Here is a 12,107-nt window from a genome sequence, read left to right as displayed (position 1 = left end):
GCACGCGACGACGGTGGCGGTCAGCCCGTCGCGGCCGGGCGACCGGACTGATCCGTAGGCGGCCCAGGCGGCGGCACCCAGCCCGGAGGCGTACAGGGTCAGGGCCACCGGGGCGATCCGGCGGGCGTGTTCGGCCTGGCGTTCGCCGATCCCCAGCGTCGGGCCCTCGAACAGCGTCGGGTAGACGACCGAGGTGACCATCGACTGGAAACCCAGATGGGCCGCGCACGTGGTGAGCAGGGCGAGCCGTCCCGCGCGGAGGGTGGGGTCGGGGACCGCGGGTCGTCGGCGGATCATGGGTCTCACGCTACCCCTCGCGGGATCTGCCGAGCAGGCGTCTGCCCTCTCCGTCCTCGGTGACCGCCCGGGCGGTCCGCAGCACCACCCGCCAGCCACGGTCGGGCGCGTCCACCGGACCGAGACGCTCGAGTTCCCATCTGTTCGCCGTCACCCGCGTCACCGTGTAGCGCCCCGGCCGGGAGGAACGGACCACCAACTGGGTGTACCCGGTCGCCACCGCCCGGTCGCCGTCGAGGAGGACCACCGGCAGGCCGGGCACGTGGCCACAACCACGGGCGATCAAACCCTGGTGGTCGTCACCGCTCACCATCCCCGCGAGGTCCGTGTGGCCCTCGAGCACGCCGGTGTCCACGTCGTAGACCCCGTCGGCGGCCCAGAGCTCGGCGACCCCCTCGGCGTCCCCGGAGTCGACCCTGGGGGAGTAGTCGGCGACGAGTCTGAGGATCGCGAGTTCGTCCGTGGCCCGGGCCAGTTCGTCGCGGATCGTGGCGAGAGCGGACTCGGTCGCACCGAGCCTCGCCTCGAGTGCGTCCAGACGGTCGGGGTCGCGAGCCGGGGTCATGAACCCGACAGTAATGCACGAACTGGAACACGTTACACGTAGAGTGTGGCGCATGACGGACAAGAGTTCAGACACCCGTCCGACCGTGCACTCGGCGGACGTGGTGGTGGTGGGGATGGGCATCGCGGGCGCGTGTGCTGCGATCGAGGCCGCGGAGGCCGGGTCGTCGGTCATCGTGCTGGAGGGCGCCTCCGGCCCGGGGGGATCGTCCTCCCAGTCGGGCGGCGAGGTCTACCTGGGCGGGGGCACCGCCACCCAGCGGGCGCTCGGCGTGGAGGACTCCGAGGAGGACATGCGCGCCTTCCTCACCGCCGCACTCGGTCCGAACGCGGACGAGGCCAAGATCGCCGACTACTGTGCGGGTGCGGTCGAGCACCACGACTGGCTGGTGGCCCACGGTGCGGTCTTCAACCACAAGCTGTGGGACACCCCCACGTGGATGCCGGGCGACGACTCGGGCCTGATGTGGATGGGTGAGCGAGCCGAACCCTACGCCTCGATCGCGCGCCCGGCGGCCCGTGGTCACCGCCCACCCGCCCCGAACTTCGCCGGGAACGTGCTGATGGATGCTTTGGTGGCCACCGCGCAGAAGGCCGGGGTGACACTGCACTGCGACGTCAGGGCTCGATCGTTGATCATGGACGACGGCCGGGTCGTCGGCGTGCGGGCGACGGAGTTCGGCGAGGAGCGGGAGTACCGCGCCACCGGCGGGGTTGTCCTGGCGACCGGCGGCTTCGTCGACAACGACCGCATGCTCGAACAGTGGGCGCCGCAGCAGGTCGGCAAGGACAAGGTGTCCGACGGCCGCGACGACGGCTCGGGGATCGAGATGGGCATGGACGTGGGTGCCGCCGTGCGCCGGATGCACCAGACCGAGACGGCGATGCTCATCATCCCCCGCCTGGCGGTGGGGGCGATGCTCGTCGACGGCGACGGCCAGCGCTTCATCAACGAGGAGGTCTACCCGGGCCTGTACTGCCACGCCGCCGTGCACCACCGCCGGCCCCCGGTGTGGGTGATCATCGACGAGAAGGGCATCGAGGACGTCCCGGAGAGCGAACTGTGGGGGATGCAGCCCATGCACGCCGCGGAGACCATCGAGGAGCTCGCCGCGGACTGCGGGCTGCCGGCGGAGGCGCTGGCCGACACCCTGCGCAGATACAACGCCGGCGCCCGGAACGGCGAGGATCCCCAGTTCGGCAAGAGCGCGCGCTGGGTCCGACCGCTCGAGCCGCCGTTCGGCGCCTATCCCACCGGGGCCGGGGGGCCGGACTCCTTCAACGGTCTCCCCCTCAAGGCGCAGGGCTTCACCCTGGGCGGGCTCCACACGGATCTGCAGTCGAGGGTCCTGGACCGGGCGGGTGAGGCGATCCCCGGTCTGTTCGCCGCCGGCCGGTGCACCCACGGGCTGCACGGCGAGGGGTACATCTCCGGGACCTCCCTGGGCGACGGGTCCTTCTTCGGCCGCCGCGCCGGGCGCGGGGCGGCGCAGGGAACCGGTAGGTGACCGATCGCCCGGGCGGCGAGGCCACGGGGCCGGTGGGTCTCCCGCGGCGGGCGACCCCGGCGCCCGGGGGAGTACGGAGTAGATTCGATTGTCGTGACCACCGATGCCTCCGCCACCGATCCCCTCCCCGGAACCACCGGCACCGCTCCGGGCGACGGGAGGGGTGTCCCGTTCCTGCCCTGGGATGACGACGCAACCGGCGCCACCGACCTGGCCCGCGAGTTGCGCCGGGTGCGGGGTCTGGTGGCGGGGTCGCGCTTCGACGACGTCCACAACGCCGTCACGACGGTGCGGGAGCTCGCCGACCATCTCGAGGCGGTCGGCACCATGGTGCGGCCGTCGGACTATGTGACCTGGGGGGTCCCCGAGCATCTGGCCTCGAACCCCGCCATCGGCAGCCGCAACCCGGTCTCCCCTCCGTTGGAGCCGATGGTGTTGCCCGACGCCACCGTGCGGGCGGATCTGCGACTGGGCATCGAGTACCAGGGCCCGCCCGGCTGCGTGCACGGCGGGATCGTCGCGCTGATCTTCGACGAGATGCTGGGCCTGGCCAACGCCGCCGCCAAGAGCGTGGGGATGACCGCCGACCTCCGGGTGATCTACACCTCGCCGACACCGCTGGATGCACCCCTGAGGTTCGAGGCGCGCCAGGAGCGGGTGGAGGGCCGCAAGATCTGGTCCAGCGCCACCCTGTACACCGGCGAGACGCTGTGCGCGCGTGCCGAGGCGTTGTTCATCGAACCCAGGGGCATCTCGGACGCGCAGCGGGACCGGCCGGTCGAGGGCTGAGCCGGGCGGGGGTCAGCTCTCCCCGCGCAGTGCCTTCATCCGCTTGTGCGCCCCGGCCACGATCCGGCCGCGATCCACCCCGGAGCTGAACTCGACACCCGCGCGATTGCCCTGCCCTCCGCAGACGTGGACCGGCCCCCGGCCGATCGACTCGAGTACCTCCTCGGCGACCTCGGCGGGCTCGCTCACGGTCATGCCCGGCAGGTCCATGTCCAGACCGGCGCGGATCATGGCCGGGGTGCGGGTCACGCCGAGGATCACCTCGACCACGTCCACACCGTGGTCGCGCATCTCCAGCCAGAGGCCCTCCACGAAGACCCGGCTGAACGCCTTGGCGGCCGAGTAGATGCTCATGTCGGCGTGCCCGAGGTAACCGGCCATCGACCCCATCACCACGATGCCGCCCCGACCGCGGTCCCGGAGCCTGGGGGCGAAGTGGCGGATGATCCGCAGCGGCGAGGTGATGTTGAGGTCGATCACCTGTTGAACGCGGTCCATGTCCGACTCGGCGAACTCCGCCCCGTAGGTGTTGGCGCCCGCGTTGAGAACCACCAGCCCCACGTCGAGGCCGTCGCAGGCGGCGGCGATCGCGTCAGTGGCACCCGGTTCGGTGAGGTCGACCGAGAGCTCACGGCACTCCACGCCCCTGGCGCGGACCTCGCCGGCGGTCTCTGACAGGGGTCCGGTCCGACGGGCGACCAGCACGGAGGAGATCCCGGCCTCGGCCAGGCGGAGGGCGATCTCGGCCCCCACCCCCTCGCTGCCGCCCACGACCAGAGCCCAGGGACCGTACGCGGAAGGATCGAACTGTCCTTTTCTGACGGGTGTCGACATAGTCTTCAGAGTATGTCCCAGAACAACGACAGTCCCGAAGTCGGTCGCGGTCCCCTCCCGAGAATCGAGGGCGTGGACGACTTCCAGCTCAGCAGCATGCGGGAGCGGCTGGGGGAGACCTTCGATCCCGTTCCCGTCCCCGACCTCCCCACCCCGGATCCCGATCTGGATCGCACGGTGGTGGAGCTGCGCAGACTGCGCGAGGCGATCTCCGGACTGGCCCACTCGGAAGTCCGGTTGGACGACATCGCCGACCGGTTGGCCGGGGTGGCGGACCTCCTGGAGTCGCGCGTCCCGGAGCCCGCCCGCCGACTGGAGACGATGTGGACGGGCGCCGGTTCCCGCAGGGCGAATCCCGTCGGCGGGCCGGAGAACCCGATCGCCCCACCGGTGCGGTTCTCCGCGTGTGATGACGGTTCGGTGACGGCCGAGGTCACGCTCGGACTGGCCTATCAGGGCCCCCCGGGGTGCGTTCACGGCGGTATCAGCGCCCTCATCATCGACCACATGATGGGGTTCGCGAACCACTGGGGAGGCCGGTACGGCATGACCGCCCACTACGAGATCGACTACCGCTCACCCACCCCGCTACTGAAGCCCCTGACGTTCCGCTCGTGGGTGGATGAGGTGGACGGCCGCAAGACCTGGACCAAGGCGACCATCCACGCGGGGGAGCGGTTGTGCGTGGAGGCCCGTGGTCTCTTCCTCGAGGCGAGCGTCGCGGTCCCGGGTCGACCGGATCAGCGGTCGACGGTGGGGGACGGAGCCTGATCGGACCGTTACTGCTGGACGTCGACCTGGACGACCTTCTGTAGGTAGGGGGCGATCACCTCGGTCAGGCCCGAGGCCAACTGGTCCGGGTCCTCGGGCGGGAGCGAGATGAAACTGATGCCGATCCGGGCGATGATCGACGCGGCCAACCGGGCCTGGCTCGCCTCGATCCGCATCCAGCTCTCCGACAGCGCCGGCATGAGCACCTCCGTCGCACGCTCGATGAGCGGCCCGGCCTCGGTGGTGATCAGACGCAGTAGGTCCGGCTTGATGTCACCGGTCACGAGCGCCCGGATCAGCGGATCCCGGCTGCTGGACCGCAGGAACCCGTTGATCCCCTCACTCAGGGCGAGCTCGATCTGCCCGGGGTGCCTGATGATCGAGTCCCGGATCTCACCGGCGAACTTCTCCGACAACTGGAGCGCATACGCCTGCGCCAGTCCCTGACGGTTGCCGAAGGTGCTGTAGAGCGTCTGCCGGCTCAGTCCCGCGGCTTTGGCCACGTCCGACATGGTCACGGCTGACCAGTCGCGGGACTCCAGCAGCTGGTGCATGGCGTCGAAGACGGTGAGGCGGGGCGACCAACGCCCCCCCCGGGAGTCCCCGGAGGAGCGTTGGTCACGTGTCGACGGGCGGGGCGGCATGCGGTCCATTGTTCCTGATCTCATGCCCGCGGGGGGTGGTGGGCTACTTCACGGGCAGGAAGTCCACCTTGTCGCGGACGCCGCAGTCCGAGCACCGCCAGGTGGCGGGGATCGCCGACCACGGGGTACCGGGAGGGAAGCCCTCGCGGGGCTCACCGGCGGTCTCGGAGTAGTGGTGCCCGCAGTTCGGACACACGTACTCGCCGGTCGGTGAGGTCTGGTCGGCGGCGATGTCGGTGTCGACGAGGACATTCTCCGCCACCGCGGTGGTCCCGCCGGGGGTCGCGTCGACGCCGTAGCGGGCGAGGATCTTCTCACGCTTGGACGGCTGGATGTTGGCCCGCGTGATGTCCCCGTCGTAGTGGGCCAGGACGCGCTTGTCCATGACCTTGCGCCACAGCGGCGGCACGTAGGCCAGGATCATCATCGTGGCGTACCCGGACGGCAGCTGCGGGGCCTGCTCGAAGCTGCGCAGCACCTGGTAGCGGCGCATCGGGTTGGCGTGGTGATCGGAATGCCGCTGCAGGTGGTAGAGGAAGATGTTCGTCACCAGGTGGTCGGAGTTCCACGAGTGCTCCGGGCGGCAGCGCTGGTAGCGGCCGGCAGACGTCTTCTGTCGCTTCAGGCCGTAGTGCTCGAGGTAGTTGACGACCTCCAGCAGCGAGAAGCCGAAGACCGCCTGCACGAGGAGCCACGGCGCGACCTCCCAGCCGAACACCGCGATGAGCCCACCGAACAGGACGACCGTCATGAGCCACGCGTTGAGGTTGTCGTTGCGGATGGTCCACGGCCCCTTGCCCAGACGGCCGAGACGCTCGACCTCGAGGTGCCAGGCCGATCGTGCGGAACCGACGACGCTGCGCGGGAGAAACGCCCAGAACGACTCGCCGAAGCGAGAGCTGGCCGGATCCTCGGGGGTGGCCACGCGGGCGTGGTGTCCGCGGTTGTGCTCGATGAAGAAGTGCCCGTACCCGGTCGTGGCCAGGGCGACCTTGGACAGCCACTTCTCGCTCCCGGCGATCTTGTGGCCGAGCTCGTGTGCGGTGTTGATCCCGATGCCCCCGGTGATGGCCACGGTCCAGGCCACGCCGATCGACGCCGCGATCCCGAGACCACCGTCGTACCCGAGCCACGACAGGTCCTGCGCGGTCCAGAGGTAGCAGGCGACGATGAGGGATGCGTACTGGAAGGGGATGTACAGATAGGTGCACCACCGGTAGAACGGGTCGGCTTCGAGCTTGTCCATCACCTCGTCCGGCGGGTTCTCTCCATCGGCGCCGATCGCCAGGTCACCGAGGGGGATCACGATGTACACCAGGACGGGGAGCAGGAACCACGCGGCGGTGGCGGCCCACCCCAGACCCAGCGAGTTGAACCCGATGACGAACGGCATCGACAGGAACAGGCCCATGGCAGGGATCAACCCGAGCAGCCACAGGTACCGCTTGACGTCGGTCCAGGCGTAGGGCTCGACGCCTCCGTCGGTGGCGTCCCCCACGGGGGAGTCGGCCTGCCCCGCGGGAGCCGTCATGTGGTCCCGGTCTGGATTATCGGCTCCGCCGCGGGGGCGGATGTATTCGGTGCTGGACATCGTCACGACCTCCGAAGTTCACTCGGGATGTGGCATACGCCACTTCATGTGGTCGAGGTTAGACAAAAACCGTGGCGTTGTCTAGACACGATCTCTTACTTTGTCCAGACGTGGCTATTTCGTGACCCATCTGCGTCGTCGGCTCGGCGGCCCGGTCAGCTCAGCACCCGTGGAATAAGGGCACCGGACACGCGGTTGTACCGACAGGTCGTCGGAAACCCCCTCTCCGACGCAGGAGGAGTGGCGGACGTGACGATGCAGCAGGCCGCCATGCGCACCCTGATGCGGGCCGAGAACAACAACATTACGCTCGACCGCAGCGTGTTCACCCGCGAGAACTTCCGGCGGATCGGACAGTTCGCGAAACCGCACACCAGGCGGATCGTCCTGTTCCTGATCCTCTCGGTCTTCGGCGCCTCACTCGCCGTGGTGACCCCGCTGCTCGCCGGCCGCGTCGTCACGGCGATCGTGGACGGCACCGCCGTGCGAGTGGTGTTCCTCCTCGCCGCCGCCATCGCGGTGATCGGCGTCGTCGAAGCGGTCAACGCGGTGGTGACCAGATTGTGGTCGGCCCGGATCGGCGAGGGCCTGATCCTCGACCTCCGCCGTGCGGTGTTCGACCACGTCCAGACCATGCCCGTCGCCTTCTTCATGCGCACCCGCACGGGCGCGCTGGTCAGTCGACTCAACAACGACGTCATGGGCGCCCAGCGGGCGTTCTCGGACACCCTCTCCGGGGTCGTGTCCAACCTCGTCCAGCTCATCCTGACCCTCGTCGTGATGGCCGGGATCAACTGGCAACTCACTCTCATGTCGGTGCTGCTGCTGCCGGTGTTCCTGTTCCCCGCGCGCTACGTGGGCCGGCGTCTGGCCAGGCTGCGTCGCGAGGCCTCCGACCTCAACGCGTCGATGAACGACCAGATGACGGAACGCTTCAACGCGGGTGGCGCGACCCTGGTCAAGCTCTTCGGCCGCCCCGCCGCCGAATCCGCGGAGTTCGCCTCCCGCGCGGGCCGCGTTCGGGACATCGGGGTCCGGACCGCGCTGCTGATGAGCGTGTTCATGAACTCGCTGACGCTGGTCTCCACCCTCGCACTGGCGCTGGTCTACGGCATCGGTGGCTGGTTCGCCCTGTCCGGCGGGATGGACGCCGGGTCCGTCGTGGCACTCGCCCTCCTGCTGACCCGCCTCTACGGACCCCTGACCTCTCTGGCCAACGCACCGATGGACGTGGTGACCGCCGTCGTCAGTTTCGAGCGGGTCTTCGAGGTCCTGGATCTGGACCCGCTGCTCAAGGACGCCCCCGACGCGGTCGACGTGCCGGAGGGACCGGCCGCCATCGAGTTCGACGACGTCCGGTTCTCCTACCCCTCGGCCGACAAGGTGTCCCTTGCCTCGCTCGAGGAGGTCGCCGTGCTCGACACCCGCGGTGGCCAGGAGGTGCTGCACGGGATCAGCTTCCGTGCCGATCCCGGTCAGATGCTCGCCCTGGTCGGGTCCTCCGGCGCGGGTAAGTCCACCATCGCGTCGCTGCTTCCGCGCCTCTACGACGTGGACTCGGGGGCGGTGCGGGTCGCGGGCCTCGACGTGCGTCGGGTCACCTCGTCGTCACTGCGCCGGACGGTGGGCATGGTCACCCAGGACGGCCATCTCTTCCACGACACCATCCGCGCGAATCTGACCTTCGCCCGCCCGGAGGTCACCGACGAGCGCGTGTGGGACGCCCTGCGCCGGGCGCGGCTGGAGGACCTGGTCCGCTCGCTGCCCGACGGGCTGGACACCGTCATCGGAGACCGCGGGTACCGTCTGTCAGGCGGCGAGCGCCAGCGGCTGACCATCGCGAGACTGCTCATCGCGGAGCCGTCCGTCGTGGTCCTCGACGAGGCCACCAGCGCGTTGGACTCCACCAACGAGTCCGCGGTCCAGGAGGCCCTGACCGAGGCAATGTCCCACCGGACGTCGCTGGTGATCGCGCACCGATTGTCCACCGTCCGCGCCGCCGACCTCATCCTCGTGCTGGAGGACGGCTGCGTGGTGGAGTCGGGCACCCACACCGAGTTGCTGGCAGCGGGTGGGCGGTACACCGAGCTGTACGAGACACAGTTCGCCGACCAGGAGTGACGACTCCCGCGCGGTGGCGCGGGGGAGGGCGTGATCAGCTCTCGAGGTGCAGCCCCAGTTCACGCGCCGCGAGGGCGGCGTACTTGGACGTCTGCTCGAATGCGCCCTCCAGGGTCTGGGCGTCGGTGAGGTCGGCGATCTCGCTCCACCGCTCGGCCACGACCTCCGGGGTCCGGGCGTTGTCCGGGAGATAGATTCCCCGGCTCTCGACCATCTGCGAGACCGCGAACACCCCGGCGCCGGCACCGAGGATGGTCTTGGTGGGTGCCTCCTCACTGACCATGAACAGCGCCCCGGGTGCGATGGTCTCCGGGCCCATGATGTCCAGCACTCGCTGCGGCAGGAGGTCCTCGGTCATGCGGGTGGCGGCCGTGGGCGCGATCGAGTTGACCTTGATGTTCTTCTTGGCGCCCTCGATGGCCAGGACGTTCATGAGACCGACGAGGCCGGACTTCGCGGCGGCGTAGTTGCTCTGGCCGAAGTTGCCGTAGATGCCCGAGGACGAGGTGGTCATGAGGATGCGGCCGTATCCGGCCTCGGCCATGTGGGGCCAGACGGCCTTGGTGCAGTTGACCGAGCCCATGAGGTGGACCTCGAGGACCTTGCGGAAGTCGTCGGTGTCCATCTTGGCGAACGACTTGTCGCGCAGGATGCCGGCGTTGTTCATGAGGATGTCGATGCGTCCCCACGTGTCGATGACCGAGGAGACCAGCGCGTCGACCGCGGCCTCGTCGGTGATGTCGGTGCCGTCGACGATCGCCTCGCCCCCGGTCGCGACGATCTCGTCGACGACTCGCTGGGCCGGTGAGGACGTGCCGCCCTCGCCGTGGACGTCACCGCCGAGGTCGTTGACGACGACCTTGGCACCGCGCTCGGCCAGGGCGAGGGCGTACGCGCGGCCGAGGCCGCCGCCGGCACCGGTGACGATAGCGACGCGGTCGGTGAAATCGATCGGGTTGACCATGGGTGGCTCCTGGTGGTGAGAGTGGATCGGTCGGGTCGGGGGTGGCTCTGTTGGCGCGGTGCCCTGCTGGCGCGGGTCGGTCAGCCCAGCTCGCCGCGGACGTACGACTCGTAGGCAGGGAGGTCGAGGAAGCCGTGACCGGACAGGCCGATCACGATGGACGGGCCCGTGCCGGCCTCGCCGGTGTGCCTGCGGGCCTCGTCGAGGGCTCCGGCGAGGGCGTGGGTGGACTCGGGCGCGGGGACGATTCCCTCGGCCTTGGCGAACTCCACACCGGCTGCGAAGGCGACGTTCTGTTCCACCGCGATCGAGTCGAGCAGCCCGAGGTGCTTGACGTGACTGACCAGGGGTGCCATCCCGTGGTATCGCAGTCCGCCCGAGTGGATGGGGTCCGGAACGAAGTCCTGGCCCAGCGTGTACATCTTCATGAGCGGTGTCAGCCCCGCGACGTCCCCGTGGTCGTAGCGGAACTCACCCTCGGTCATGGAGGGGCACGCGGACGGCTCGACAGCGACGATCCTCGTCCGCGCGCCGGCCAGGTTCTCGCGGATGAAGGGGAACGCCAGACCGGCGAGGTTGGAGCCGCCCCCGGCGCACCCGAACACGAAGTCGGGGGCCATCTCGCCGAACATTCCCAACTGCTTGAGGGCCTCCTCGCCGATGATCGTCTGGTGGAGGCACACGTGGTTGAGAACGGACCCCAGGGAGTAGCGGGCCTCGGTATCGCCCGCGGCCACCTCGACCGCCTCTGACACCGCCATGCCCAGCGAACCGGGGGTCCGGGGGTCCTTGGCGAGGAAGGACCGTCCGGCCTCGGTCAGGTCGGAGGGGCTGGGGTGAACGGACGCGCCGAAGGTCTCCATGAGCATGCGGCGGTACGGCTTGGACTCGAACGATGCCTTGACCTGCCAGACCTCCACCTCGATGCCGAAGGCCTGGCCCGCGAACGCCAGCGAGGCCCCCCACTGCCCGGCGCCGGTCTCGGTGGTGAGCTTGGTAATTCCCTCCGCGGCGTTGTAGTACGCCTGGGCCACGGCCGTGTTGGGCTTGTGCGAGCCGACCGGGCTGGTGCCCTCGTACTTGTAGAAGATCCTCGCGGAGGTATCGAGCGCCTTTTCCAGTCGGCGGGCGCGGATGAGGGGCGAGGGCCGCCACAGGCGGTAGATCTCCCGCACCTCCTCCGGGATCTCGACGTACCGCTCGCCGGTGACCTCCTGCTCGATGAGCGCCATGGGGAAGAGCGGGGCGAGGTCCTCCGGGCCGAGCGGCTCCTTGGTGCCAGGGTGCAGATGCGGCGCCATCGGCTCGGGCAGGTCGGCCTGGATGTTGTACCAGTGGGTCGGCATCTCGCTCTCGGGGAGCAGAGCCTTGACCAGAGGTTCCGTGGCCGGCGGTGCAGCATCAGACGTCATGTGGTGTCCTCGGAAGATGTCGGGAGGGGTGAGCCGCACCTCATCTTACGAGTTCGCGCCGCATGGGCAGGTGCGGGATCCGTTCATCCAAGTAGTCCGGTCCGCACCGGAGGAACCCGAACTGCTCGTACCACCCCTCGAGGTGGGACTGGGCGCCTATCTCGACGGGCGTCGTGCCGCAGAGCCCGATGCCGTGACGGATCAGGGCACCGGCGATCCCCCGCCCTCGCCACCCGGGCACCGTACACACACGGCCGAGGTGCATGACCCCACCGTGGACCCCCGATTCGAACACGCGCAGGGTCGCCACCAACTCGTCCGGTCCGGACTCGGTGGCCCGAGCCCAGGCCATCAGGTGCGTGGTGCCGGGGTCGGCATCGACGTCGTCGATCTCCGCGTACGGGCAGTCCTGCTCGGCGACGAAGACGTCCACGCGCAGCTTGTACAGCGCGTGGACGTCCAGCGGCCCCAGCCCGGTCAGCGGAGAGGCGACGACTCTCCACGGAGACTCGTGCTCACCCATCAACTGCAGGTCAGGGCTTGTCGGCCGGGGAACCACCGGCCGGATCGTCGTCCGACGGCTGCGGCGCGGAGCCGGCGGCCGGGCCGGGC

Annotated in this window: 11 protein-coding genes and 1 pseudogene; 4 read left to right on the top strand and 8 right to left on the bottom strand. The window is 69.6% G+C overall.

The window, feature by feature from the left end; genetic code table 11:
- Positions 1-297, bottom strand: a pseudogene (locus tag G6019_RS16725) (hypothetical protein); the annotation flags it as partial.
- 10 nt (positions 298-307) lie between these two features.
- The gene (locus G6019_RS16720) at positions 308-862 is read right to left on the bottom strand and encodes a nuclear transport factor 2 family protein (protein WP_182612991.1); all 555 of its coding nucleotides are present in this window, start codon (positions 860-862) and stop codon (positions 308-310) included.
- A 52-nt stretch (positions 863-914) separates the two neighbouring features.
- Between G6019_RS16720 and G6019_RS16715 the strand changes: the two genes are divergently transcribed.
- Entirely contained in the window at positions 915-2,369 is a 1,455-nt protein-coding gene (locus G6019_RS16715; protein WP_182628107.1) for an FAD-dependent oxidoreductase, read from the top strand.
- 93 nt (positions 2,370-2,462) lie between these two features.
- On the top strand, positions 2,463-3,158 hold the full coding sequence (locus tag G6019_RS16710; protein ID WP_182613173.1) for a PaaI family thioesterase: 696 nt from the start codon (positions 2,463-2,465) through the stop codon (positions 3,156-3,158).
- Positions 3,159-3,170: 12 nt separating this feature from the next.
- Here the strand turns inward: G6019_RS16710 and G6019_RS16705 are convergent, their stop codons facing one another.
- Positions 3,171-3,992, bottom strand: a complete 822-nt coding sequence (locus tag G6019_RS16705; protein WP_107755243.1) for an SDR family NAD(P)-dependent oxidoreductase — start codon at positions 3,990-3,992, stop codon at positions 3,171-3,173.
- 12 nt (positions 3,993-4,004) lie between these two features.
- Here G6019_RS16705 and G6019_RS16700 point away from each other — a divergent pair, with 12 nt between their 5' ends.
- Positions 4,005-4,763: a PaaI family thioesterase gene (locus G6019_RS16700; RefSeq protein WP_182613174.1), complete on the top strand. Its 759-nt coding sequence runs from the start codon at positions 4,005-4,007 to the stop codon at positions 4,761-4,763.
- Positions 4,764-4,771: 8 nt separating this feature from the next.
- Here the strand turns inward: G6019_RS16700 and G6019_RS16695 are convergent, their stop codons facing one another.
- Positions 4,772-5,317: a TetR/AcrR family transcriptional regulator gene (locus G6019_RS16695; protein ID WP_241726121.1), complete on the bottom strand. Its 546-nt coding sequence runs from the start codon at positions 5,315-5,317 to the stop codon at positions 4,772-4,774.
- 133 nt (positions 5,318-5,450) lie between these two features.
- On the bottom strand, positions 5,451-6,998 hold the full coding sequence (locus G6019_RS16690) for a fatty acid desaturase (protein ID WP_194305850.1): 1,548 nt from the start codon (positions 6,996-6,998) through the stop codon (positions 5,451-5,453).
- Positions 6,999-7,253: 255 nt separating this feature from the next.
- Here G6019_RS16690 and G6019_RS16685 point away from each other — a divergent pair, with 255 nt between their 5' ends.
- Positions 7,254-9,119 (top strand): ABC transporter ATP-binding protein, encoded by a 1,866-nt coding sequence (locus G6019_RS16685; RefSeq protein ID WP_107757890.1) that lies wholly within the window; start codon positions 7,254-7,256, stop codon positions 9,117-9,119.
- A gap of 34 nt (positions 9,120-9,153) precedes the next feature.
- On the opposite strand, the gene G6019_RS16680 is transcribed toward G6019_RS16685, so the two are convergent.
- The 3 genes from G6019_RS16680 to G6019_RS16670 form a co-directional block, all read right to left on the bottom strand.
- Positions 9,154-10,083 carry an SDR family oxidoreductase gene (locus tag G6019_RS16680; protein ID WP_107755246.1) on the bottom strand — a complete coding sequence of 310 codons (930 nt, stop codon included), beginning with the start codon at positions 10,081-10,083 and terminating at the stop codon, positions 9,154-9,156.
- Positions 10,084-10,163: 80 nt separating this feature from the next.
- Positions 10,164-11,495: a TrpB-like pyridoxal phosphate-dependent enzyme gene (locus tag G6019_RS16675; RefSeq protein ID WP_182613175.1), complete on the bottom strand. Its 1,332-nt coding sequence runs from the start codon at positions 11,493-11,495 to the stop codon at positions 10,164-10,166.
- A 40-nt stretch (positions 11,496-11,535) separates the two neighbouring features.
- Positions 11,536-12,018, bottom strand: coding sequence for a GNAT family N-acetyltransferase (locus G6019_RS16670; protein WP_182613176.1), 483 nt, complete (start codon positions 12,016-12,018; stop codon positions 11,536-11,538).
- Between the last annotated feature and the right edge of the window lie 89 nt (positions 12,019-12,107).

The organism is Dietzia sp. DQ12-76, assembly GCF_014145045.1.
GTDB lineage: Bacteria > Actinomycetota > Actinomycetes > Mycobacteriales > Mycobacteriaceae > Dietzia.
This window is presented reverse-complemented; position numbering and strand designations above follow the sequence as displayed.

Coding starts and splice junctions, on each gene's coding strand:
- G6019_RS16720 (WP_182612991.1), bottom strand. CDS start 862: ATGACCCCGGCTCGCGACCCCGACCGTCTGGACGCACTCGAGGCGAGG.
- G6019_RS16715 (WP_182628107.1), top strand. CDS start 915: ATGACGGACAAGAGTTCAGACACCCGTCCGACCGTGCACTCGGCGGAC.
- G6019_RS16705 (WP_107755243.1), bottom strand. CDS start 3,992: ATGTCGACACCCGTCAGAAAAGGACAGTTCGATCCTTCCGCGTACGGT.
- G6019_RS16700 (WP_182613174.1), top strand. CDS start 4,005: ATGTCCCAGAACAACGACAGTCCCGAAGTCGGTCGCGGTCCCCTCCCG.
- G6019_RS16695 (WP_241726121.1), bottom strand. CDS start 5,317: ATGCACCAGCTGCTGGAGTCCCGCGACTGGTCAGCCGTGACCATGTCG.
- G6019_RS16690 (WP_194305850.1), bottom strand. CDS start 6,998: ATGTCCAGCACCGAATACATCCGCCCCCGCGGCGGAGCCGATAATCCA.
- G6019_RS16685 (WP_107757890.1), top strand. CDS start 7,254: ATGCAGCAGGCCGCCATGCGCACCCTGATGCGGGCCGAGAACAACAAC.
- G6019_RS16680 (WP_107755246.1), bottom strand. CDS start 10,083: ATGGTCAACCCGATCGATTTCACCGACCGCGTCGCTATCGTCACCGGT.
- G6019_RS16675 (WP_182613175.1), bottom strand. CDS start 11,495: ATGACGTCTGATGCTGCACCGCCGGCCACGGAACCTCTGGTCAAGGCT.
- G6019_RS16670 (WP_182613176.1), bottom strand. CDS start 12,018: ATGGGTGAGCACGAGTCTCCGTGGAGAGTCGTCGCCTCTCCGCTGACC.